Annotated in this window: 19 protein-coding genes and 1 pseudogene; 11 read left to right on the top strand and 9 right to left on the bottom strand. The window is 40.3% G+C overall.

Annotation, left to right across the window (positions count from 1 at the left end; all coding sequences use genetic code 11):
• Positions 1-12: 12 nt before the first annotated feature.
• Positions 13-819 (top strand): M15 family metallopeptidase, encoded by an 807-nt coding sequence (locus AA650_RS01935; protein WP_053537742.1) that lies wholly within the window; start codon positions 13-15, stop codon positions 817-819.
• Positions 820-880: 61 nt separating this feature from the next.
• Here the strand turns inward: AA650_RS01935 and AA650_RS01930 are convergent, their stop codons facing one another.
• From AA650_RS01930 to AA650_RS01920, 3 genes are all read right to left on the bottom strand, one after another.
• Positions 881-1,273 carry a DUF5615 family PIN-like protein gene (locus tag AA650_RS01930; protein WP_039201951.1) on the bottom strand — a complete coding sequence of 131 codons (393 nt, stop codon included), beginning with the start codon at positions 1,271-1,273 and terminating at the stop codon, positions 881-883.
• Positions 1,270-1,650: a DUF433 domain-containing protein gene (locus AA650_RS01925; RefSeq protein ID WP_039201952.1), complete on the bottom strand. Its 381-nt coding sequence runs from the start codon at positions 1,648-1,650 to the stop codon at positions 1,270-1,272. The genes AA650_RS01930 and AA650_RS01925 overlap by 4 nt, the downstream gene beginning before the upstream one ends.
• Before the next feature lie 169 nt (positions 1,651-1,819).
• Positions 1,820-2,896 (bottom strand): PIN/TRAM domain-containing protein, encoded by a 1,077-nt coding sequence (locus AA650_RS01920; RefSeq protein WP_053537741.1) that lies wholly within the window; start codon positions 2,894-2,896, stop codon positions 1,820-1,822.
• 242 nt (positions 2,897-3,138) lie between these two features.
• On the opposite strand from AA650_RS01920, the gene hemW reads away from it, so the two are divergent.
• On the top strand, positions 3,139-4,338 hold the full coding sequence (hemW, locus tag AA650_RS01915; RefSeq protein ID WP_053537740.1) for a radical SAM family heme chaperone HemW: 1,200 nt from the start codon (positions 3,139-3,141) through the stop codon (positions 4,336-4,338).
• Positions 4,339-4,765: 427 nt separating this feature from the next.
• On the opposite strand, the pseudogene AA650_RS01910 reads toward hemW, so the two are convergent.
• Positions 4,766-5,026, bottom strand: a pseudogene (locus AA650_RS01910) (DUF29 domain-containing protein); the annotation flags it as partial.
• Between the two features lie 80 nt (positions 5,027-5,106).
• Positions 5,107-6,216, bottom strand: a complete 1,110-nt coding sequence (locus tag AA650_RS01905) for an S-(hydroxymethyl)glutathione dehydrogenase/class III alcohol dehydrogenase (protein WP_053537739.1) — start codon at positions 6,214-6,216, stop codon at positions 5,107-5,109.
• A 305-nt stretch (positions 6,217-6,521) separates the two neighbouring features.
• On the opposite strand from AA650_RS01905, the gene AA650_RS01900 reads away from it, so the two are divergent.
• The 7 genes from AA650_RS01900 (at position 6,522) to AA650_RS01870 (ending at position 13,625) form a co-directional block, all read left to right on the top strand.
• The gene (locus tag AA650_RS01900) at positions 6,522-7,805 is read left to right on the top strand and encodes a valine--pyruvate transaminase (RefSeq protein WP_053541159.1); all 1,284 of its coding nucleotides are present in this window, start codon (positions 6,522-6,524) and stop codon (positions 7,803-7,805) included.
• A gap of 4 nt (positions 7,806-7,809) precedes the next feature.
• Entirely contained in the window at positions 7,810-8,517 is a 708-nt protein-coding gene (gene rimM / locus AA650_RS01895) for a ribosome maturation factor RimM (protein ID WP_053537738.1), read from the top strand.
• Between the two features lie 562 nt (positions 8,518-9,079).
• Positions 9,080-10,837 (top strand): Hsp70 family protein, encoded by a 1,758-nt coding sequence (locus AA650_RS01890; protein WP_027403686.1) that lies wholly within the window; start codon positions 9,080-9,082, stop codon positions 10,835-10,837.
• A 19-nt stretch (positions 10,838-10,856) separates the two neighbouring features.
• A complete protein-coding gene (locus AA650_RS01885) occupies positions 10,857-11,255 on the top strand; it encodes a tetratricopeptide repeat protein (RefSeq protein WP_053537737.1) in 399 nt (132 codons plus the stop codon).
• Positions 11,256-11,477: 222 nt separating this feature from the next.
• Positions 11,478-12,407 (top strand): Uma2 family endonuclease, encoded by a 930-nt coding sequence (locus AA650_RS01880; protein WP_053537736.1) that lies wholly within the window; start codon positions 11,478-11,480, stop codon positions 12,405-12,407.
• Positions 12,408-12,489: 82 nt separating this feature from the next.
• Positions 12,490-12,978, top strand: a complete 489-nt coding sequence (folK, locus tag AA650_RS01875) for a 2-amino-4-hydroxy-6-hydroxymethyldihydropteridine diphosphokinase (RefSeq protein WP_053537735.1) — start codon at positions 12,490-12,492, stop codon at positions 12,976-12,978.
• 98 nt (positions 12,979-13,076) lie between these two features.
• Positions 13,077-13,625 (top strand): NUDIX hydrolase, encoded by a 549-nt coding sequence (locus tag AA650_RS01870; protein WP_027403682.1) that lies wholly within the window; start codon positions 13,077-13,079, stop codon positions 13,623-13,625.
• Between the two features lie 77 nt (positions 13,626-13,702).
• On the opposite strand, the gene AA650_RS01865 is transcribed toward AA650_RS01870, so the two are convergent.
• A complete protein-coding gene (locus tag AA650_RS01865; RefSeq protein ID WP_053537734.1) occupies positions 13,703-14,482 on the bottom strand; it encodes a phosphate ABC transporter ATP-binding protein in 780 nt (259 codons plus the stop codon).
• A gap of 278 nt (positions 14,483-14,760) precedes the next feature.
• Between AA650_RS01865 and AA650_RS01860 the strand changes: the two genes are divergently transcribed.
• Positions 14,761-15,894, top strand: a complete 1,134-nt coding sequence (locus tag AA650_RS01860; RefSeq protein WP_335337414.1) for a tetratricopeptide repeat protein — start codon at positions 14,761-14,763, stop codon at positions 15,892-15,894.
• A gap of 707 nt (positions 15,895-16,601) precedes the next feature.
• Here AA650_RS01860 and lnt read toward each other — a convergent pair.
• The 3 genes from lnt to AA650_RS01845 form a co-directional block, all read right to left on the bottom strand.
• Positions 16,602-18,275: an apolipoprotein N-acyltransferase gene (gene lnt, locus AA650_RS01855; RefSeq protein ID WP_053537733.1), complete on the bottom strand. Its 1,674-nt coding sequence runs from the start codon at positions 18,273-18,275 to the stop codon at positions 16,602-16,604.
• Between the two features lie 75 nt (positions 18,276-18,350).
• Entirely contained in the window at positions 18,351-20,993 is a 2,643-nt protein-coding gene (gene gyrA, locus AA650_RS01850) for a DNA topoisomerase (ATP-hydrolyzing) subunit A (protein WP_053537732.1), read from the bottom strand.
• A gap of 493 nt (positions 20,994-21,486) precedes the next feature.
• Complete coding sequence (locus AA650_RS01845; protein ID WP_053537731.1) at positions 21,487-22,149, bottom strand: glycosyltransferase family 2 protein; 663 nt, start codon at positions 22,147-22,149, stop codon at positions 21,487-21,489.
• A gap of 406 nt (positions 22,150-22,555) precedes the next feature.
• Between AA650_RS01845 and AA650_RS01840 the strand changes: the two genes are divergently transcribed.
• Entirely contained in the window at positions 22,556-23,866 is a 1,311-nt protein-coding gene (locus AA650_RS01840; RefSeq protein ID WP_053537730.1) for a glycosyltransferase, read from the top strand.
• Positions 23,867-24,018: the final 152 nt, after the last annotated feature.

Genomic DNA, 24,018 nt, shown 5'->3' with positions numbered 1-24,018 from the left:
AGGAGCAAAAACTTGAATAAAGCTGGGTTTCCTAAAAAACCGCACAATTCCTACCCTCTCTCTGGTGATGATATACCAGTGGCTTTACGTGATACAGATGATGCAGGAAGTAAGATCAAAGTCCAACCTGTGATTTTAATTATAGGTGGATTAACAGGATTTTTGCTACTGGCTATCACCAGTGGTTTTTTGTTCTCGTTGACGGCACCTAAGCCAACTGCTAATTCTGTAGCTACACCAATTAGTTCTACACCTGTAGCTACCAATACCCCAGTTAGCAATAATGATAATGATACAGTATTGGGACATTTTCCATACTCAGAAGCACCAGCATCAGAATTAGCACCAATTACGAGTGACGGCAGAATCAGAATGCGAAAAACTGCCGCTGTTCAATTTCAAGCAATGGTACAAGCGGCGAGAAGTGCAGGTGTAATTTTAGTACCAATTTCTGGGTTTCGGTCTGTACAGGAGCAAAAGCAGTTATTTTTTGGTGTAAGCGCACAGCGTAATCAAACTCCGGCGGAAAGGGCTGCCCTCAGCGCACCACCAAATCATAGTGAACATCATACAGGTTATGCGGTAGATGTTGGCGATCGCACAGTCCCAGGAACTAATCTCCAAGCCAACTTTGATAATACCAAAGCTTATCAGTGGTTACAAGCCAATGCGGCTAAGTTTAGTTTTGAAATTTCCTTTCCTAAAAATAATCTTCAAGGCGTGAGTTATGAACCTTGGCATTGGCGTTTTGTCGGTGATACTGATAGTTTAGAAACATTTTATAAAGCCAAAAATATCAAACCTGTAAAAACACCATAATGATAGTCAGAGAATATCCGATATCTGACACTGAAGCAATAATGAGACTGTTTTATGATGTTTATGGAATGAAAAGCCGACCTACTCCCAAATAATTATCAATATCTATGATAATCTCAACTATACGATCAACACATTGTTCTCGATAATCATATTCGTCAATGCGATCAAGATTCCCAATTGTAATCACAGGAAATGAAGTTGGTGTATTTTCTTCACGCATTACTTGTTCTAATGAATCCTCACCTTTCATATTCCGATTAGCGGTGAGGATCATCATTTGATTTGCTTGAGCATAACACCAAACTGCGCGGTCATTACTATCCATTGATAAATCCGCTTCTCGAAATGTGACAAAACGAATAGATAGTAACTCAAGCCAACCGTTTTTCGCCAAGATTCCCAGCAAAACTACAGCGTATCCATCAAGATTGTAATCCACTAAAAATATCATGGCTTTATTGAGGTACGTTGGGCTTTCTGCTCCTCAAGTTTCGCCCAAAGAGCCTGTTTTTCGGGCTTTTGTGGTTTTGCTGCCATTTTTGCAAAGTGTTCGCGGTTACGTTCTTCCCAGTATTGATAAATTTCTTCTCTAGTTTGTAGAACTTCTTGATATTCAGCTTCTACCTGAGTATGATTTGTGTCAATGTAAGATAAAGCTGCACTAATTTGTTCATCTGTGAGATTGAATTTATCTCGAATTAACTTCGGAGGATACTGAGCCTTGATCAAATCTATTACATCATAAAGGGTGATGCGCGTTCCCGCAATTGTGAGTCCTCGCTCAGTCCGAATAATAAATGCTTTTTCACTTGATAAGATGGTCTTCATATCTAAATTTATTTACCAACTACTATTCGTATTCTAATATTAATTAGATAACAATACCCTGTTTGAGATTGATCAGCCAAATACAAGCATTCAGCTTAATCAACAAAATCGGTGCAGTTTTCCCACACCGATTTACATAATTTAACTCTAATTTTCCGTGCCATATTCCTTAGGCTAATGCGGAAGCTTGGGGTTTGGCAAAAATCATCCTTCCAGCAGAAGTTTGTAAAGCACTGGTAACTACTACTCGCAATTCACCACCGACATAACCTCTACCTTCTTCAACTACTACCATTGTGCCATCATCTAAATAGCCAATTCCTTGAGTTGGTTCTTTTCCTTCTTTGAGAATTTTCAAATCAAGATTATCACCCGGTAAATAGGTCGGACGGACGGCATTTACTAAATCGTGAACATTCAAAACTGGGACTTTTTGTACACTGGCGACTTTAGATAAATTGTAATCATTGGTAAGTAATGTGCCATTGATTTCTTGAGCAAAACGGACTAATTTAGCATCAACAGTAGAAGTGTCTTCATAGTCTACAGGGTTAATTAAAATCCGTTCTGGGTAAGTTTCTCGAATGCGGTTAAGAATTTCTAGTCCTCTTCTTCCTCTCACCCGTTTTTGGTCTTTACTAGCATCAGCTACTTGTTGTAATTCTTGTAAAACAAATTGGGGGACAAGAATTAACCCTTCTAGAAATCCCGTTTCTAGTAATGTTTCAATCCGTCCGTCTATAATACAGCTAGTATCTAAAACTTTGGTGTTGGCAGGTTTGAGAGTTCCTTCCACAACCATGCTTTCGACAGTACTGGGGTTAATTAATCTTAACAAACCTCGTCCGTGAGTATCTGCCAAATTCATCCCTGTAACAGAGAGGATAATACTACCAACAACGGCGACAAGAGGTTTAATAAAACCAAAATCTGTGGGAATGGGTAATAAAAATAGCGGGGCTAACATCAGATTGGCAAGTAGTAGCCCAATTACTAAGCCAATAGCACGGGTTAAGATGACTTCTAGGGGCATTTCCCGGACTTGTGACTCTAGACGGCGGTATGTAGTCTGGAAACTCACCCCGACTGCACCACCAATAATGGCAGCAAAGACGGCTAGAATTAAGCGTAAGGCATCTAAATTGGTAACTCCAGTGAGAGTACCTGGTGGGAGTAGGTCGGTGCTGAAATAACCTATCCCCGCCGCTGCCAAGATAAATGAGAGAATAATAATGACATCCAGCATGGTTGTGTTGTGTTCCTACAACGATATTTATTCGATAGAGTAAAGTATGCTTGTTTGAGTCCTTTTTAGTGATGGAATGATCTTAGCTGTTTAGGCAGACAGAATATGCCAACATTATAACTAAAGGGTTTTTATCGCATATTATTTTTATTTTTAGGGAAAAAGGATAAAAAGTTGTAAACCAACTCCTCATTTTCATTATTTTTAACAGTCAAATCAAATTAACTTCACTATTGATCAGAATGATTCAAAAAGACGTTGGTTGGGGGATTCCCAGTTCTGCTTATGTACATATTCCCTTTTGTCGGCGACGATGTTTTTATTGCGATTTTCCGGTATTTGTAGTGGGCGATCGCTCACGGGGTGAAAATTCTGGGACAATTGCCGAATATGTTGAAGTTTTATGTCAGGAAATCAGAATTGCGCCAATTTATGGTCAACCTTTAGAAACAATTTTTTTTGGTGGTGGTACTCCTTCGTTATTATCTACAGCACAGTTGCAATCTATATTGACAACCTTAGAACAGCGATTTGGCATTGCCTCTAAGGTAGAGATCTCCATGGAAATTGACCCAGGGACGTTTGATTTCGCACATATCGCTGGTTATCGCAGTTTAGGAGTAAATCGTGTTAGTTTGGGTGTCCAAGCTTTCCAAGAAGAATTGTTAAAAACTGCTGGGCGATCGCATTCCCTTGTAGATATTTTTACAGCTATAGAGTTAATCCACAAGGTCGAGATTCCCGAATTTAGCTTAGACTTGATTTCTGGCTTACCGCATCAATCTTTAGAACAATGGCAAGATTCCCTAACCCAAGCAGTAGCAGCCACACCAACTCACATTTCCATCTATGACCTGACCATTGAACCAGGAACAGCCTTCAATCGTTATTACAAACCGGGAGATCATCCCTTACCCACAGATGAAACCACAGTCAAAATGTATCAATTGGGGCAAAAAACCTTAACTGATGCCGGGTACGAACATTACGAAATTTCCAATTATGCCCAACCAGGACATCAATGCCAGCATAATCGAGTTTATTGGCAAAATCGCCCCTATTATGGCTTTGGTATGGGTGCAGCCAGCTATATTTATGGTAAACGCTTCACCCGTCCCCGCAAAACCCAGGAATATTACCAATGGTTAAAAAACGGTGCTGTGATTGATTGTGAAGTCACACCAAAGGCAGATGTTTTGTTAGAAACTCTCATGTTAGGGTTACGGTTAGCCGAAGGAATCAGTTTAAATTCCTTAGCAACAAACTTTGGCAACCATCAAGTTGAGAGAATTCAAAGCTGTTTGCAACCATACTTTGCTCAGGGTTGGGTAAAGATTGTTGGGGATAGGTTGCATTTTAGCGATCCCGATGGTTTTATATTTTCTAATGTGATGTTAGCGAAGTTGTTTGAAAAGTTGGGAGAGTCAGTAACCCAGCCCTAAAGGGACTGGGCTTGCAAGAGTAATCAAGCAAGCCGTACTGACCAGACCACCCTAAGCTTAGTCTAAGGGTAGCCGTTATTTGAGTCACGACACCCACCGAATGCGTAGCCAGTTCCCTGCTCTGTCGCTTGTGATTAAACAGTTCTAAGGTCACTGGAACAGTGTTGCAAGCCTAACAAGCTCTTATAACAGGTCGAGGCTAACATTACCCCAGAAATGGGAGTTGGTTTCCAGATTCCAATCAAAAATCTGGTTTCAATTTTAATATCCACAGTGGTTAAAACCGCTCGTGTCGTTTCCCTCTCAGGGCTAAAGCCAGTGAGTTTCCCACTTACCGAGTATTCTTATGAATATGTCTCACGCAAAGGCGCAAAGGCGCAAAGAATTAAGGTTGCAAAGGTTAAATTTTCCAATTTCATACTTTATTCAGCAACGCTCGACTCCGTTTTAATGATTGATATTCCCACTTGAGTAAATGTCCAATTAAAACACTCAGACGATTTCTCAATTCTTGGCGTTCCTTTCTCCCCAAAGATTCAACTTCGTCAATTAAATTATCTAAATCAACTTGATGCCATTGCTGATAAAGTAATAAATTAGCCTGTTGTTGAGTCCAGGCGTAAAAATCAGTTTCATAAAGATGATCATTCAGGTTTACAGCGGATTCTTTCGCCTTTTGTGTCTGCATAATTAAAACCTAGTAACCTTGGATTAATTATAACTTCTTTCTTCCTTTGCGCCTTTGCGCCTTTGCGTGAGCCATAAAACCTAAAAAGTCACCACACTCCGAATAGATTCCCCCCTATGCATCAAATCAAAAGCATCATTAATCCTTTCAATCGGCATCACATGAGTAATTAAATCATCAATATTAATCTTTCCATCCATATACCAATCTACTATTTTCGGTACATCTGTCCGCCCTCTTGCACCACCAAAAGCCGAACCTTTCCAAACTCTTCCAGTTACTAATTGAAAGGGACGAGTGCTGATTTCTTTACCCGCACCAGCCACACCAATAATCACACTCACACCCCAACCTTTATGACAACATTCTAATGCTTGACGCATGGTATTAACGTTACCAATACATTCAAAGGAATAATCAGCACCACCTTTTGTTAAATCTACCAAATAAGGAACTAAATCACCTGCAACTTCTTGAGGATTGACAAAATGTGTCATCCCAAATTTTTCAGCTAGTTCGCGTTTTTTGGGATTAATATCCACACCAATAATCTTATTTGCGCCCACCATTCGCGCTCCTTGGATCACATTTAAACCAATTCCACCCAAACCGAAAACTACCACGTTTGCGCCTGGTTCTACTTTAGCTGTATATATAACTGCACCAATTCCTGTTGTCACACCACAACCGATATAACAAACTTTATCGAAAGGCGCATCTTCCCGAATTTTGGCAACGGCGATTTCTGGCAATACCGTATAATTAGCGAAGGTGGATGTACCCATATAATGGTGAATCCTGTCGCCACCAATACTAAAACGGCTAGTACCATCAGGCATTAAACCCTGTCCTTGTGTGCCGCGAATTGCTTGACAGAGATTGGTTTTGAAGCTTAAGCAATAATCACATTGCCGACATTCAGGCGTGTATAAAGGAATTACATGATCTCCAGGTTTAAGACTTTTGACATCAGCCCCCACTTCAATAACTATACCAGCGCCTTCATGTCCTAAGATTGCCGGAAATAAGCCTTCAGGATCATCACCGGAAAGGGTAAAAGCATCAGTATGACAAACCCCACTGGCTTTAATCTCAATTAATACTTCCCCTGCTTGTGGTGGTGCTAATTGTACGGTTTCAATTGTCAGGGGTTTACCTGGGGTGTAAGCTACTGCTGCTTTGACTTCCATTTGGTTCTCCTTTGGGAATTTAGGTAATTTTATCTCACGCAGAGGCGCAGAGTCGCTACAGAGGAGAATTTTTAATTACTTGTCAAATTATTCTCTGTATAGTACATTAGTATCTATCACATGAGAAACCCCCCACTTTCATCGGTGGGGCTTTATTAACTATCAGATTTTGTTAAAATCGCATTCATTAGTTTAGATTGGTTAAAGGTATTCGCTGTTTTGGCAACTATAATAAATTTTGTCTTAGCTGCAACCACCCAATCACTTATCCACTTTTGCGATTAATTCAGTCTATAACAAACATGATAAAACCTGCCCTTACGAAAATTGGCGCTCAAATGTCCAACTTAACTGGCGTAAGAGCGATTATGAAAGATATTAACGAAACCCTCAGAGCTAGTAAGGGACAGGAATTATATAATTTAAGCGCTGGCAATCCGTTGATTTTACCAGAGGTAGAACAGTTATGGCGGGATTGTACGGCAGATTTATTAGCTAGTTCTGAATATGGTGAAGTTGTTTGTCGTTATGGTTCTAGTCAAGGTTATTCACCACTAATTGAGGCGATTGTTCAGGATTTTAACCAGCGTTATGGGTTAAGTTTAACTGAGCGGAATATTTTAATTACTGCGGGTAGTCAAACTATCTATTTTTATGCCGCTAACGCTTTTGGTGGCTATACTGAAAATGGCGGTTTGAAGGAAATTGTCCTGCCCTTAAGTCCAGATTATACTGGTTACGGTGGTGTTTGTTTATTTCCAGAGGCTTTGGTTGCTTATAAGCCTACTCTAGATATTGATGCAGCCGCACACAGATTTAAATATCGCCCTGATTTTAACCAACTCTCGATTACAGAGAATACTGGTTGTGTGATCTTTTCCCGTCCCTGTAATCCAACAGGTAATGTTTTAACTAATGATGAAGTGAATAAAATCACGGATTTAGCAGCACCGCATCATGTACCTGTGTTAATAGACTCGGCTTATGCACCTCCTTTCCCAGCTTTGAATTTTACAGAAATGACTCCGGTATTTGGGGAAAATATTCTCCACTGTATGAGTTTATCAAAAGCAGGTTTGCCTGGAGAACGGATTGGGGTAGCCATTGGAGATGAAAACCTAATTCAAGTTTTGGAATGTTTCCAAACTAATGTGGGAATTCATTCTTCTCGATATGGTCAAGCGATCGCAGCAAGAGCGATAGAATCAGGTACATTAGCAAATATCGCGGAAAATGTGATTCGTCCTTTCTATCAGCAAAAGTTTGATGTCTTAGAAAGTACCCTAGAAGCAGCAATGCCTAAGAATATACCCTGGTTCTTACATCGTGGTGAAGGGGCGATTTTTGGCTGGTTGTGGTTGCAAGATTTACCCATGACTGATTGGGAATTTTACCAGGAATTAAAGAAAGTGGGTGTGATTGTTGTTCCTGGTAGTAGTTTCTTCCCTGGTTTAAAGGAGGACTGGGAACACAAACACCAATGTCTGCGAATCAGTTTAACTGGTAGTGATGAGGAAATTACTATTGGTATGCAGCGTTTAGCAAAAGTTGCTGAACGGGTTTATCAAGTTGCGGCTGTGAGTGTGTAAGAAAATGAACCACGAAGACGCAAAGAACACGAAGAAGAAGCAAGGGAGCAGGGAGCAGGGAGCAGGGGGAAAAAGTCAAAAATCACCTGTCCCCAGTCCCCAGTCCCCAGTCCCCAGTCCCCAGTCCCCAATTCCCAATCTCGATGATTGGTTGGAAATTGGCAAAATTGTCTCACCTCAAGGTTTAACTGGGGAGTTGCGGGTTTATCCTAATACGGATTTTCCTGAACGCTTTGAAGAACCGGGAAAACGCTGGTTGTTACGTCCTGGGGAAACGGAACTTGAAACTGTGGAGTTATTAAATGGGCGATATATTGAGAATAAGAATCTTTATGTGATTAAATTAAAGGGAGTGAGCGATCGCCATCAAGCTGAAAATATGCGTGATTGTCGGTTTTTCGTGCCTGTGAGCGATCGCCCGGAATTGGCAGAAGGTGAATTTCATGTGTTAGATTTGCTAGGGTTGCAAGTCTTTATGCAATCCTCTGGGGAATTTGTAGGAACGGTGGTGGACATCTTACCTTCAGGTCATGATTTATTAGAAGTTAAATTTGATCCTGATTTTGTCACTAACCATGAAGAATTTAAAACTGATAAAGAACAAAAAACAGTTTTAATTCCTTTTGTGATGGCAATTGTCCCTATTGTTGATCTAGCAACCCGTCGAGTTGAAATTACTCCTCCCCCCGGTTTATTGTCAGTTAATAATTAGGGCTTGCTGATAGCGTAGCGTGGCGTTAGCCATATAAACCTAAAACCATCTATTAACAAAGGGTTTCGCGGATTTTTACCACAAAAAAATGCCAGGTTTTGGCTAATGGTGTCTCAAAATCAATACCTTGTCCATTTTTTGTAGGTCGGGTTAAGCGACAGCGCAACCCGACGCATTGCCCTGACAGACAAGAATTTTCAGAGGGAACAGGGAACGGGCAACAGGGAACACTTCGACAAGCTCAGTGCATCGCAGGAAAAACTCATGTTTAAAAACATGAGATTGAAATAATGACACTGTTTTTTGAGATGCGTAGCACGAAAAAAACATCCTTTTTTTGACTGAGCTTTAAACTCAGAACTAAAGTTTCTTATTTGCTCCCTGTTCCCTGTTCCCTTATTTTATGAATTATTTGGTCAATATCTTGTAATCTTATCTCTAATGGTGAAGCTGTCATGCTGCCAAAATACGATATTTTGTAATTACTACGGTGTGAGCTTGTGCAATAGCTTCGCTCGCCGTAGGCATCGCACCAGAGGCAAAAACTTCTAAATTTAGAACTATGAAAGCAGTCGGTATTGATTTAGGAACAACAAATTCCGAAGTAGCAATTGTCGAAAACGGACAGGTGCGGGTATTGCCAGGGGAAGATGGCGATCTGATTTTACCTTCCTGTGTAGGATTTAGCGATACGGGTAAAGTGCTAGTGGGACGAGAAGCACTGCGTCAATATGCTGCGGCTCCCGAACGCACCGTGAAGTCAATTAAACGGTGGATGGGAACTGACCACAAAACCACTTTAGGAGATAAAGAATACTTACCTCATGAAGTTTCCGCTATTATTCTCCGCGCCCTCAAACAACGGGCTGAAAATGCTTTAGGAGAAACAATTACCCAAGCAGTAATTACAGTTCCCGCTTACTTTACGGATGCTCAACGACAAGCAACCAAAACCGCTGGAGAGATTGCTGGTTTCGAGGTACTGCAAATTATCAACGAACCAACAGCAGCCGCTTTAGCTTATGATTTGCGTTCCGAAGAGACAGAACGGGTTTTGGTTTATGATTTGGGAGGTGGTACTTTTGATGTGTCGGTAGTGGAAATTACAGGCGAAGTCACAGAAGTATTAGCAACTCATGGTAACAATCGCTTGGGTGGAGACGATTTTGACAGGCTGTTGCAACTTTATCTAGTGGATCTATTTCGTAAACAGCATGGTGTGGATGTTCCAGATGATGCTGTCACCCAAGCGCGTCTTTTACGAGCAGCCGAGCAGTTAAAAATTGATTTGAGTTCCCATGCTTTCGCCACAGTTCGAGAAGCCTTTTTAGGTAGTAAGGGCAAGACTGCACTCCATCTAGAAACAGAAGTAGCGCGAGCAGATTTGGAAAAGTTGATTCGCCCCCTATTAACAGAAACCTTAGAGGCTATTGACCGCGCTCTCACCGATGCAGACCTATTACCCGGTGATATTGACCGAATTATCTTAGTTGGTGGTTCAACACGCATTCCCCTAGCCCAACAAATGATATCAGAACATCTGGGACAGAATCCCAGTGATGGTATTCAACCCGACCTTTGTGTGGCCTTGGGAGCAGCCTTACAAGCTGGGGTGTTGGTAGGTGAATCTGTAGATGCCATTCTTGTAGATGTAATTCCCCATTCCTTGGGTATTGCTGCGGCGGTGTCTACACCAATGGGGATTATGCCCGGTTTCTTCAGTGTGATTATTCCCCGTAACAGCGTTGTTCCCGTTTCTCGCTCTCAGGTTTATTACACCGTGTCTGATGAACAAGAAGCCGTAGAAATTGAAGTTTTTCAGGGAGAAAATACCATCGCTGAAGAAAATGTGCCTTTAGGTGATTTTAGAGTCGAGAACTTACCACCCAAACCAGCAGGGGGTATTCAAGTTGAGGTTCACTTTGACTTTGACGTGAATGGCATTCTCACTGTTACCACTACTGAAAAAGGCAAAGGACAACAGGGAACGCTAGTAGTCAATAATGCAGGGATTGAGAAGCTTTCTAGCCATGAATTGAAGCAAGCAAGGGCAGATTTAGATGCCTTGTTTGAAGTTGATGAAACTATCGAAATCTCCACAGAAGAGACAATCTCAGTAGTAGAAATAGCTCCAGAATTAGCAGCACTTTTAGACCGCGCTCAACAAACACTGCCCACACTAGATTCTGAACAAGCAGAGGAATTACAAGACTTATTAGCCCAGATTGAAAATGCCAGTGCTAACAAGAGTGCAGAATTATCCCAGTTACAAGAAGAACTCTCAGATTTTCTGTACTACGCTAGTACGAATGATGAATAGGAAATAGAGAGTAGTAATTATGAAATGTCCTGTTTGTGGAGCAATTTATCGTCCGACAAGGGCAGTAGGGACGCAAGGGGGAGAAACTGACAGCCAGACTTCTCCATTGCCTCCCCACTCTCCAACTTGTAGACGCTGTAAAGCCGATTTATCCGACTTGATTACTCTCCATGACCAAGCTATCTGGTATCACAGACAAGCCCTGGATCTGTTTTCAAAAAAGCGTTATCCAGAAGCAGCAATGCACAACAATCAAGCTTTAGCTTTGTATTATAGTCATGCAGACTTTCATGCCTTAGCGGGGAAATTATCGGCATTGCAGGGAGAATGGAGAGAAGCGATCGCATCTTGGCAACAAGCACTCAAATTTGACCCAAAAAAATGCGATAGCGAAGCGCGACCTAGGAATCCCTTGTGATTGTCTATGATCAAGCTAAATTTAATTATCTGATTCAAACACTTCAACTTTTTAGTGTCTACTGTTAAAATTAAACCAATATGATTAGGTCAACAGAAAAAATTAAGGGTATGTGAAGAAAGGTAAAATCGCTCAAAACTTCTTCACTCTTGCATGAGTGTCTATTGCCTCTTGCCATAACGACAATTTTTAACGCCAACCTACTTACATCCTGGAGTTACTATGGAAACCACTCAAGCAGTGATTAATCCCACTACTCCCCCAAGTCAAGACATTCACACCAATAAATTCACATTACCAGATCATACGCAACTACCAGATTCAGACGGAACTTTCGTGAAAAATTTCCAGGAGCATCCACAAAGTATAGTCTTAACCAGTTCCATTGAGCCAGTATTACAGAAACTACATCCAGATGGAAACTACTGTATTGGTCAAGATAGCGGTATTTATTGGCGTTTAACTGAACCACCTGAAAAAGGTGCAGAAGCTCCTGATTGGTTTTATGTGCCTAATGTACCACCATTTCTCAATGGAGAATATCGTCGTTCCTATGTATTATGGAAAGAGTTTGTCGCACCATTAATTGCCATTGAGTTTGTTTCGGGAAATGGTTCAGAAGAAAGAGACGCAACTCCTCCGAGTGAAACAGAAAAAGCTGGTAAATTCTGGGTTTATGAACAAGCAATTCATATTCCTTTTTATGCAATTTTTGAAGCGAGAAAAGCATTACTGGAAGTTTATCGCTTAGTTGATGGGCGTTATGAAAAGATGCAACCAAACGAGCGTAATCATTTTCCAATTTATCCTATGGGTGTGGAATTAGGTTTAATAGAAAATGATGGTTTACCGTGGGTTCGTTGGTGGGATGATGTGGGAAATTTGCTATTAACTGGTGATGAAAGGGCTATTGTTGAAAGACAAGCTCGTTTACAAGCAGAAGACGCAAGACAACAAGCAACTTTAGCCCAACAACAAGCAGAGGAAATTGCCCAACAAGCAACTTTAGCCCAACAACAAGCAGAGGAAATTGCCCAACAAGCAACTTTAGCCCAACAACAAGCAGAGGAAATGGCTGAACAAGAACGACAACAAAAGGAGAAATTAGCAACTTACTTAAGATCATTAGGTATCAATCCTGATGATATTTGAACTGTAGGTGTGTGATTTCTGCACTTATTGTGGACATCACATCCCACATTCAAAAAACCCAGGTGTGTAGGAGTCTTAAAGAATGGTACAAACTGCGGCTAGAACGGCGATCGCCCTTGGTAGTAACATAGGTAACTCCCTAGCCATTTTCACAGGAGCTTTAGAAACCTTAGCCCAAACATCAGGCATAAGCATACAAGCCCAATCTCATTGGTATCGTACCAAAGCCATAGGCCCAACTCAACCAGACTACTTAAATGGTTGCGCGATATTATCAGTGCAGATTTCACCACAAGCCTTATTAGCACAATTACTCACCATTGAACAAAAGTTTGGGCGTGTGCGTCAGGAACACTGGGGTCCACGTACCTTAGATTTAGACTTATTATTATATGATGACTTAATTTTACAGCAACCAAATCTACAAATTCCCCATCCTCGCATGGCTGAACGAGCCTTTGTTTTAGTCCCTCTGGCAGAAATTGCTCCAGATTGGATAGACCCTATATCTCAACGAGTAATTCAAGATTTACTACTAGAGATCAACACAAATGATGTACATTTATTGTAGTGGGTAAAAAAATTACCATTTTTATAACCCAAAAAGAACTGATAACAACAGAAAACCCCCGTATAAGTTCTCTGTATTCACAGACGGTAGAATTTACTATGCCATTAGGTAGAGAATTACCACAGTTGCTCAAGCAACGCTTGTTTTATAAAGGACGCAAGTTTAACTTTGAAGTTAACCGCTTGCGTTTACCCAACAAAGCCGAAGGGGAATGGGAATGTATTCGTCATCCCGGTGGCGCTCTGGTTATACCCATAACCGCAGACGGTAAACTGGTACTTGTGCGTCAATATCGGTTTGCAGTGCAGGGAAGATTATTGGAATTTCCGGCGGGAACTGTAGAACCCAATGAAGATCCTTTAGAAACAGTCAAACGGGAAATTGCAGAAGAAACTGGCTATCATGCTCGTCAGTGGGATAAATTAGGAGAATTTTTCCTTGCTCCTGGCTATTCTGATGAAATTATCTATGCTTTTATTGCCAGAGATTTAGAAAAGCTAGAAACACCACCAGCACAAGACGAAGACGAAGATATTGAGACAGTATTACTAACTCCTGAAGAATTGGAAAAAGCCATTTTGGTAGGAGAACCTGTAGATGCTAAATCCATTGCTAGTTTTTTCCTGCTGCGTTCATTTTTAAAATAGGGAACAGGGAACGGGGAACAGGGAACAGGGAATTGGTAATTGGTAAATAATTTTCTTCTTCCTGACTCCTGGTATAGTTACCGGGAATAACTGGTCGCATAATCGCGGGTACGATAATCTGTAGCTTGAGCTAAGACTTTTTTTGTTGATGCAAACTCTCTTAATCGTCCCACATGATTCTGATTGTATTGAAATAAAGCCGTGAAATCAGCCAGACGAGAGACTTGTTGGATGTTTTGAGAGATAAAGATAATTGTCAATTCAGAACGCAAACACTCAATGAGTTCTTCAATTTTTGTGGTAGTGATGGGATCAAGTCCACTGCAAAGCTCATCCATGAGAATAACTTGGGGTTTTACAGCCAAAGCGCGGGCAATACACAGTCGTTGTTGTTGACCACAAGATAGTTCTAAAGCCGGCTTATAGAGCTTGTTTTTGACCTCTTCCCAAATATCCGCAGATTTAAGAGCTAACTCCACAACTTCATCTAATTCTGGTTTTGGTCGCCAACCAACTAATTTAATCCCGTAAGCAACGTTATCATAGATACTCATGGGAAAAAGATTAGGTTTGGAATAAATTGTACTAATTTGACGACGGAGACGATTGAGATTAATCCGTCTCTCATAAATATTTTGCCCAAAAAACTCTACTTTCCCTTCTGTGTGGACTTCTCCCTCCAAATCGCTCATGCGGTTGAGAGACTTTAAAAAAGTAGATTTCCCACAGCCACTAGGTCCCATAATAGCAATAATTTTATTTTGGGGAATATCCATTGACAGACTTTCCAGGATTTTTTGCTTGCTGTAGTAAAAACTAAAGTTTTTCACACTAATTGCCGGAATTATTTTACTCATATTAATTAAGAAAGGAGTCAGTAGTCAGGAGGAATAAGGCTGAATAACAGGAAGAAGAAGAAGAAATAAATAAAAAGTTAGTAAATCAGAATACTTGAAAAGCTTGATATTTGCTTATAACCTAAATTAAGTCATCTCATAACCTGCAATGCTGCGTTTAATTAGTGTAATAAAGGTAAACTCACCATGCTACAGCGTTTTATTTTCATCATTACCACTATTATTGTGTGGCATTTGTGTATTTTTAGCACCCTTGCCCAGGAAAAAAAGTTGAAAATATGGATAAGTTTCCTCCCAATCCCCTAGAAATGATTTTACCTGATCCACTGTTACCAAATTTACCAGATAAACGCCAATTAACATTAACAGAATTGCAAAAATTAAGGACAGATTTAGATGGGTTAAATCAAGAGGCACAGGTGACACTACAAGGAGGAGACAGAAAGAAAGCCTTTGAGGTTTGGAATCGTGAACTACGATTAAGACGTTATTTAGGTACATTGGCTGAGATAGAAGCGTTATCAGGGGTGGGAGAAATCGCCTGGAATCAAAATGAACGGGACGAGGTGCGATATATTAGTCAGCGATTACAAGTAATTCAAAAGGAGATAGGACAACAAAAAAGCGCGGATTTACAATTATGGCAACTCCTGGGTAAAGCTTATCAAAAAATCCGTCTTCCTAAATTGGGAATATTGGCTTATGAACAGGTTTTAATCTTAGTTAAACAACAAAAAGATTCAGTGGGAGAAATAGAGACTTTAAAGAATATTGGAGAATTATATTTAAGTTGGTTTGATTATGACCAAGCTGCCAATACTTACCAAAAACTATTAAATTTGGCAGTTAATCAGGGTGATAAAACTAATGAATTGGAATATTTACAACAGTTAGCTTATATCTATGGGCGAGGAAAACAACCCCAATCAGCAATAGATATATTAAATAAATTAGTCCTTCTTTATACTCGTGATCAAAATCTCGGTGAAATTCCCGCTTTAAAATTAGCCATAGCAGCAAATTATGAATATCTAGCCCAAAAAAATCCCACATTAAAACAACAGGCTTTCGATAATTATCAAGCAGCTTATACTACAGCATGGCAATTAGAGCAATACGCTAGGGCTGGAGAAGCACTAGAGAAATTAGTTGCTTTTTATCGGTCACAAAAACAAGTAGATGCAGCCTTGCAAACTGGCGCAATTCTTTTGGAAACACAAACATTAGCTCACAATTTTTATGGTTTAATGTCAGCCTATGACCAAATTGGCAACTTATATATAGAACGGCGAGAATATAACCAAGCATTAACAGCATTTCAGAAGGGATTAGCAATAGCACAACAACTTAAACATCAAGAATCATACTTTAATCAACAAATTGAAAAGTTAAAAACTGAGATAAAAATGTAAAAAATATCCAGATAAATAAAAAAGTCCGCGCAAGCGGACTCTAGATATTGGATAAGGTTAAGTTGTCACCAAGAGAGCCTACAAGATGTTAGACTTATTTGTATTTTTACGAATTAATTTCAGAAAATCAAGTGGTTTGATCTAAAAGTTAGGACATAATTTCTATATTTATGTCTGAGAAAAAGGGGATTTATTGATGATGATTGCTACAGGTGAATGTCTCCCGTTGCTTGAAGAGGTGGTAAATCTGGGAAATTGCGGACATAACTCAGATTGTTTTGTCTAGGATTTTCTCATAAATAGGGCAGGCTGAGTAAAGCTAAACCATTTAGAGAACTCCACAAAAAAAATGATCCAATTTTGTGGGATGGGCATCCTTGCCCGTCCTTGATGATTAGCGGGCAAGACTTGTACTGAGCTTGTCGATAGCGTAGCGTGGCGTTAGCCATAGTATGCCCGCACCACAAGAAATTTTGGGATATTTTTTTGATTGGAAGTCTCTAATAAACCTGTGCTGCATGAGTTGTCATTGCGAGTGAAAGGAAGCAATCTCTTGACAACCGATAAACCACCTAACGCAAAAATCCCTCAAACCCTTATTCCTCTGTGTCCTCTGCGCCTCCGTGGTTCGTTAATCAGGATAATTTATTTCTTGGAAGTCCCTTATTACAGCGATTTCCAATCTTATGAGGTACATCTTAGCCCCCTCATCGCTTGCGGGGAGGGGGTTGGGGGCGGGGTTCTTGTTCCGGGTTTGATGACAATTTGCTGTAATAAGGGTTTCGCGGATTTTTATCACAAAAAAGTACAAGGCTTTGGAATATCCGACTCAAAGCACTCAGAACCAACAATAAAGGAGTTAACCAATCACCCCAACGCACATATAAAGTCCGAGTTTGACGGGGATAAATAGTTTCTGCGTGGGTTTGATAGGTATTATAAGCCGATTTCCAGAGAGTTTGCCCATGGGGATTAATAAATGCCGAATAGCCTGTATTTGTTGCCCTCACCGCCCATCTATCAGTTTCAATTGCCCGCATGATATCCTGGGCATGATGTTGATCTGCCATTGCTGCCGTATAATGGGCATCATTCGACGAACTGAGAATAAATTTCCCACCCATAGAAGCTTGATAACGAAAATTTTCCGCAAAAGCAGATTCGTAACAAATACCAACAATTACCTTACCAAAAGGAGTATCAAAAATTTGCTGGGCTTTACCCGCAACTTGATGTGCTTCTAGGGGTGATAACCGTTGAATCAGTCCACCTAAAATATTTTCAAAAGGAATATATTCTCCTAATGGTACAAGTTTAGATTTATCATAACGGCTGGTAACTTCCCCATTACCAAGAACTGTAAATAAACTATTTGTATAACTATTTCCTCTTTCACCAAATGCACCTATCCAAGCTATTACACCCTTTTCTCGAATAGCAGCTAACAAAGGAGTTTGAAGTAAATCACGAGAAAAAATAGGTATAGAAGCCTCCGGGGTAAGAACAGCTTGCACACCTTGATTAGTTAAATTTAAATATCCTTCAGTATAACCAGTAATCGCCCGACGTAAACCTTGAGGAAGAACCTTAATTTTATTAGGAATATTACCTTGAATAACACCAATTTTTAAAGCCGTACTTGAGGTTAGATTTAGGGGTGCAGTGTAGAGAATAAAGCCGATAAAATGAGAAATAATTAATAAGGAAACAGCCAAAATTAAATAACCATTAACAAAACCTTTCCCTAAACTCCCCTCTTCCTTTGCGCCTTTGCGCCTTTGCGTGAGATATTCCGCAATTAACCCATTAAACGCCACAATTACCGCCGTGACAGAATTCGGACCAGAAAGCTGTCCTAAATGTAAAATTACCAGATTTTGCGGTGATTGAGTGTAAGCCAAAGAACTCCACCACAGAGGACTAGCGCTCCAGAGACTTTCTAACCCACACCATAAGGCTGTACCAAAGAGAACACGCAACCAAGGATTTCCCCTATCTAGACGCACCATTAAAGCCGCCCAAACAGTAACTAATATTCCTCCCCACAGGCTAATAAATGCCCAACAAAGGAGGGTAATAGTTAAACTAGGCAACCAAGGAACACCTAACCAATCCATAGGATGAATCCCTGTAATCCATGACAGAGCAACTCCGTGATAACCGATACCCCAAAGCAGGGCAAGGGGCAGGGGGCGGGGGGCAGGGGGATCTGTTTTGGATGTATAGTTAATAACTAATATCCACAAGGGAACAAGGGCAATCCAGGCCAAGAACCATGCACCAATAGGGGCTACGGTTACTCCCATGAGTATGCCACCGAGGAGAGATAAGGTATAATATATGATGGATTTGGATATCTTTTGCTGTCCGAGTTTGCTCATCTCCTTGTGTCCTAAAGCACCTAAAGGAATTCAGATCCCCGACTTCTTAGAGAAGTCGGGGATCTTGTTAATTGTCTATTCGGCTTCTTCTAGTTCTCCATTATCACCCGTGTCAGGGGGAACAATAGCAACTCCAGTAATGGCATCATCTTCGTCCAGACGCTGCACTTTAACTCCAGTAGCTGATCTTGATTGAATAGAAATGGCATTGACGGCTTGACGAATAATAATACCACGATTGGTGGCCATCATGATTTCGTCGTCGCTGTTAACAATTCTTAAGGTGGCGAGTTTGTCTTTGGTTTTGCGGTTTTTGAATTTGGTAGCCATTAAACCTTGTCCAGCACGGTTTTGCAGTCGGAATTGGGAAACGGGAACGCGCTTACCATAACCGCCCATGGTAATGACTAATACCCAGGGTCCAATACTGTTGGTGTTGGTGACTTCTACGATTTCTTCACTATTTTCGATTTCGGCAATTTCTGCGGTTTCTACAATTTCTGCGGTTTCTTCGCTATTTTCGATTTCTACAGTTTCTTCGATTTCTGCTTCTGTACCTGTGTCCAAGGTGTCGAGAATAGCTGCTGGCAGGATATCCATGCCGATGAGTTCGTCTTTGTTTTTGAGTTTCATGGATTTTACACCACGAGTGGCTCTCCCCAGGGGACGCAGTTGATCATGGGTGCAGCGGAAGTGAATAGCCATACCTTGACGTGAGCCGATAATTATGCTGTCTTCTACTCTGGCTCTTCTGACCCAGCGCAGTTGGTCGCCTTCTTCTAAGGATATGGCAATTAATCCGTTGGCGCGAATATGGCTAAATGCTTCTAGGACGGTTTTTTTGATGTTACCGCCTTTGGTGAGCATGACGAGATATTCTTCGCTGCTAAATTCGTCTACGGGGACAATGGAGGTAATTTTTTCTTCTTTGGGAATGGGCAACATTTGCACAATGGGTGTGCCGCGACTGGTGCGCGAACTCACGGGAATTTGATATGCTCTCAGGCAGTAGACGACTCCGCGATCGCTAAAGAATAAAATACTATCATGGTCGCAGCAGGTGAGGAAATGCTCGATGGTATCATCATCTTTGACTTTCGCACCGGCTTTGCCTCTGGTGGCACGGCTTTGAGATTCAAAGGTGTTAACGGGCATCCGTTTGATGTAACCTTGTTCGGTGACAAGAATAATTGCTTTTTCATTAGCAATTAAGTCAATATCATCTATATCTCCTTCCCCATGAGTAATTACTGTTCTCCGGGGTGTGGCGAAACTGGTTTTAATTTGACTGATTTCCGTTTCAATGATTTCTAGCACCCGTTCCCGTCTGGCTAAAATATCCTCTAAATCGCCAATTTTAACTTGTAAATCGTCGTGTTCCAGGCGAATTTTATCGGCTTCTAGCGCTGTTAGTCGCCGTAATTGCATTTGCAAAATTGCGTCTGCTTGCACTTCTGACAGTCCGTAAGTGGTGATTAATTCCCCTTTGGCTGTGGGTGCGTCCGGTGCATGACGAATTAAAACAATAATTGCATCTAATCGTGACAGGGCAATTAATAAGCCTTGTAATAGGTGATCTCGTTCCTGGGCTTTCCTGAGTTCGTAGCGAGTCCGGCGTTCAATGGAGAGAATACGGAAATCTAGGAAGACGCTGAGGAAACGTTTGAGGTTTAGGGTTTGGGGTTCACTGTTGACCAGTGCCAACATATTCGCCCCAAAGTTAGACTGTAAAGGGGTTTGTTTATAAAGATTGTTTAAAACGACGCGGGGATAGGCATCACGTTTTAATTCTATGACAATTCTCATGCCGTCGCGATCGCTCTCGTCCCGGATATCGGAAATACCATCAATGCGTTTATCATTCACCAATTCGGCAATTTTTTCGATTAATGCCGCTTTATTGGTTTGGTAAGGCAATTCGGTAATGATGATTGCTTCCCGTTCTGGACGGTTGCGTTGGGTAAGGGTTTCAATATTAGCCACACCCCGCATGGTAATTGAACCGCGTCCAGTGGTGTAAGCTTCTTTAATGCCACTCACCCCCAAAATCTGCGCCCCGGTCGGGAAGTCGGGACCGTGAATATACTGCATTAGCTGCATATCAGTGATTTCGGGATTGTGAATTAGGGCTACTAATCCATCAATCAATTCTCCCAAGTTATGTGGGGGAATATTTGTCGCCATTCCCACAGCAATTCCCGAAGAACCATTTAACAGCAGTTGGGGAATGCGGGAGGGTAAAACTGTGGGTTCTTGTTGAGAACCATCGAAGTTATCGGCAAAGTCTACGGTTTCGGCTTCAATATCTTGGAGGAGGGCAACACTGGTTAAGGCGTGCAGACGACATTCTGTGTACCGCATTGCTGCCGGCGGATCATTGTCCACTGAACCAAAGTTACCATGTCCACTGATGAGAGGCGATCGCATGGAAAAATCCTGCGCCATCCGCACCAGGGCATCATACACTGCCGTGTCACCGTGAGGGTGATATTTACCCAGCACTTCCCCGACCACACGGGCGCATTTCCTGAAGGGGCGATCATGTAGTAAACCCAGTTCGTGCATGGCATAGAGGATGCGACGATGCACAGGTTTGAGTCCATCCCTAGCATCTGGTAGCGCCCGACCTACAATGACGCTCATGGCGTATTCTAGATAAGACCGCGACATTTCACCTCGCAAATCCGTCGGGATAATCCTCTCCTGTGAGGTTGTCATAAACTCGAAAACTCCAAAAAAATGTAGATTTTAGGCTTCAACTTGACAAAAGACAAAATTATGTCAAATTAACTTTGAATAGTTGTCATATTTTGCTATAATTCTAACATATTCTCCCACAATTCACACAAATACTATCCAATCTCCAAAAATAGTCAATTTACAACTTACATAAACAGACTAGATAATTGACGACAATTTACAAATCTGATTAATTAATTGCATCTAAAAATAACTTTCTTTAAAATAGAAATATCTAAAATATTTTATAGATGCAATTGAAAAAATGGCGTTGCTGAATTGAGGTATGAAATTCCCAAATTGAACCTTTAAAACTCAAACCTCAGTGCGTCTTTGCGCCTTTGCGTGAGACTAAAATTCATACCCTTAATCAGCAACGCCGAAAAAATCAACTTAAACCTCTAACTGCAATCATTGGTAAATCCTGCCATTGGCTTGTCAATCTCACTTCAAAATTCGGATAGTAGATATGTTAATTGGCAGAGGAAATTTCATCTAGAAAAACTTTGGTGATACTATCTTCTGCTCTAGTATAAACATAGGTTTCTGGCTCTTTAATTTTCTGAGTCTTGAAAATTTTTTCAGCCCGCTCCCATAAATCAACGTCCTCTCCGTAAGCAATATTATTAAATCCCTTTAATTCAAAAAATATGCGTCTTTCTCCAAAAAATGTTCCCCCCGCAATACACTCTCTAATGCTAATTACCTGATCAGGTTGGAAATAATCAGCAACAAAAAATTCTTCTGCAATTTCAAATCCACCTACAATCAAATCAATCTCTGGATTAGCTTGCATAAATTCCAACCGTGACTGTAGATGATTGGGTTTATAGGTATCGTCACTGTCAAGAAATGTGATATACTTGCCAAAAGATGCTTGAATACCCGCATTCCTGGCATAAGCTAATTTCCGATTTTGATGTTTAAGATAACGGATATGATTAAATTTTCGTAAGTAATCATTGACAATTTCAAAAGTATGATCTTGGCTACCATCATCAACTACAATTAATTCAAAATCCTGAAAAGTTTGTTGAAGTACACTGTTTATGCAATCATTTAAGTATTCTGCTCGATTGTAAGTAGATAGAATAATCGAGATTGTAGGCTTAGGGTCAAAATTTATACTAGACATTTTTGAAGTTGAACAAAAGTTCCCTGAAATTAGGTATAACTCGCATATTATAACGCTTGGTTCGCCTATTTTTAACCTTCAAGATTTACAGCAGGAGTCAGGATAAACCCACCCTTACTCATAGTGAGATGTAAGCAAGGACGCTTTAGGGACTTCCAATTAAAAAAATACCCAAAAATTTCTCGTGGTGCGGGACGAGAAGCCTGCTAATCATCAAGGACAGGCAGGATGCCCATCCCACAAAATTGGGTAATTTATTTTTTGGTGTTCCCTTAGATTTAAATTCTGAAACTTTAGGTTCTTATCTGTTCCCTGCGATGCACTGAGCTTGTCGAAGTGTTCCCTGTTCCCTTGCCATAACGACAATTTTTAACGCCAACTTACTGAAGTGTATTAGTTAAAAACAATGAAAAAAAATATCATGTTTGTTTCCCTACCATTAAGGGGACACACCAATCAAATGATAGCGATCGCCCAAGAACTAGTTGAACGAGGATATCCAGTTAAATTTGTTATTTCTGAAGTTGCCAAGAACTGGATAGCTACAACTGGTGCTGAATTTATTCCTTGGGAAATCAGGCTAACTGAAACAGAAAATAACAATGATAATCAACCAGAAAATTTCTGGGGAAATGTTTCTCAAGAGAAAAACAATTTACGTGGTGAAAATATGATGTGGCAACACTTTATCAAGTTATATTCTCCCATGTATAAAAGTTTAATTCCTATTTTTGAAAAATATCATCCTGATCTATTAATTATTGATCGGGCTGTGATTCCAGCAATGGATTTAGCCCAACAAATGAATATACCTTATGTTATTCAAACTAGATTTTTAGGCAATTTTGTCAAAAAAAGTAGCAAAGATCCACAGTTTGGGACATCTTATTCTATGAACATGAACTTATGGGAACGCTGTCTTAATTTTCTCAGTCCAATTTTATCCCTACCTGATGTTATAATTAATACCAATAAACAGAATCAAGTGCGCCAAAGTTATACTAATAATAAAAAGTTAAATAATCTTTACGATAAAAATTTAATCATAGTCGGGACATCTTTTGGCATTGAAATTTCTAGAGAATTACCTTCTTGGGTACAAATGGTAGGGCCAATTTTTCCGAAAACACCTCCATCTCTTAGTTCTTCTTTAAGTCAATGGTTAGACGATAAACAAGGAACAAATGGCATTATATATGTTGCTTTTGGTACGCTTGTAAATATTGAAAAATGGCAGTTTCAAGCCTTATTAACGGGGTTGAAAAATACTAAATTAAAAGTTTTATGGTCATTACCAGCAAACCAACATCATCATATTTCTAATTTGCCAGATTCTTTTCGTATCGAAAATTTTGTTCCTCAACAAGCAGTTCTTTCCCATGCCAACGTTGTACTTTTTGTGAGTCATTGTGGTATGAATAGTATTAACGAATCTTTGTATTTTTCTAAACCAATATTAGCTCTACCTTTTTTTGGAGATCAACATTATAATGCGGCTCGTCTTGTAGATATTGGAGTTGCTTTAAGGTTAAACAAACAAAAATTTGATAGTAATGAAGTAACGAGAAAAATTAATAGTTTACTTGCTGATTCTACTTATCAAGAAGCCACGAATCGGATATCACATACTTTAAAAAACAGCGGTGGTTTAAAAAAAGCGGCTGATATTATCGAAACAATGTCGGTAGAAGGCATAAATTACTTCATAAAATCCTAGAAAAACCCAAAAATTTTCAGATTTGGCGTTGCTGAATCGAGGTATGAAATTCCCAAATTGAATCTTTGAAACTCTTACCTTTGCGTCTTTGCGCCTTTGCGTGAGACTAAAATTCATACCCTTAATCAGCAACGCCCAGATTTAATATTATT

The organism is Anabaena sp. WA102 (genome assembly GCF_001277295.1).
GTDB lineage: Bacteria > Cyanobacteriota > Cyanobacteriia > Cyanobacteriales > Nostocaceae > Dolichospermum > Dolichospermum heterosporum.
The sequence above is the reverse complement of the archived record's forward strand: the minus strand, read 5'-3'. Positions and strand labels throughout refer to the sequence as shown.

Bases quoted from the DNA above. Each gene is read 5' to 3' on its own strand.
- AA650_RS01865 (WP_053537734.1), bottom strand. From the start codon at position 14,482: ATGAGTAAAATAATTCCGGCAATTAGTGTGAAAAACTTTAGTTTTTAC.
- gyrA (WP_053537732.1), bottom strand. From the start codon at position 20,993: ATGACAACCTCACAGGAGAGGATTATCCCGACGGATTTGCGAGGTGAA.
- AA650_RS01885 (WP_053537737.1), top strand. From the start codon at position 10,857: ATGAAATGTCCTGTTTGTGGAGCAATTTATCGTCCGACAAGGGCAGTA.
- lnt (WP_053537733.1), bottom strand. From the start codon at position 18,275: ATGAGCAAACTCGGACAGCAAAAGATATCCAAATCCATCATATATTAT.
- rimM (WP_053537738.1), top strand. From the start codon at position 7,810: ATGAACCACGAAGACGCAAAGAACACGAAGAAGAAGCAAGGGAGCAGG.
- AA650_RS01870 (WP_027403682.1), top strand. From the start codon at position 13,077: ATGCCATTAGGTAGAGAATTACCACAGTTGCTCAAGCAACGCTTGTTT.
- AA650_RS01925 (WP_039201952.1), bottom strand. From the start codon at position 1,650: ATGAAGACCATCTTATCAAGTGAAAAAGCATTTATTATTCGGACTGAG.
- AA650_RS01880 (WP_053537736.1), top strand. From the start codon at position 11,478: ATGGAAACCACTCAAGCAGTGATTAATCCCACTACTCCCCCAAGTCAA.
- AA650_RS01890 (WP_027403686.1), top strand. From the start codon at position 9,080: ATGAAAGCAGTCGGTATTGATTTAGGAACAACAAATTCCGAAGTAGCA.
- AA650_RS01860 (WP_335337414.1), top strand. From the start codon at position 14,761: ATGGATAAGTTTCCTCCCAATCCCCTAGAAATGATTTTACCTGATCCA.
- AA650_RS01840 (WP_053537730.1), top strand. From the start codon at position 22,556: ATGAAAAAAAATATCATGTTTGTTTCCCTACCATTAAGGGGACACACC.
- hemW (WP_053537740.1), top strand. From the start codon at position 3,139: ATGATTCAAAAAGACGTTGGTTGGGGGATTCCCAGTTCTGCTTATGTA.
- folK (WP_053537735.1), top strand. From the start codon at position 12,490: ATGGTACAAACTGCGGCTAGAACGGCGATCGCCCTTGGTAGTAACATA.
- AA650_RS01930 (WP_039201951.1), bottom strand. From the start codon at position 1,273: ATGATATTTTTAGTGGATTACAATCTTGATGGATACGCTGTAGTTTTG.
- AA650_RS01920 (WP_053537741.1), bottom strand. From the start codon at position 2,896: ATGCTGGATGTCATTATTATTCTCTCATTTATCTTGGCAGCGGCGGGG.
- AA650_RS01845 (WP_053537731.1), bottom strand. From the start codon at position 22,149: ATGTCTAGTATAAATTTTGACCCTAAGCCTACAATCTCGATTATTCTA.
- AA650_RS01905 (WP_053537739.1), bottom strand. From the start codon at position 6,216: ATGGAAGTCAAAGCAGCAGTAGCTTACACCCCAGGTAAACCCCTGACA.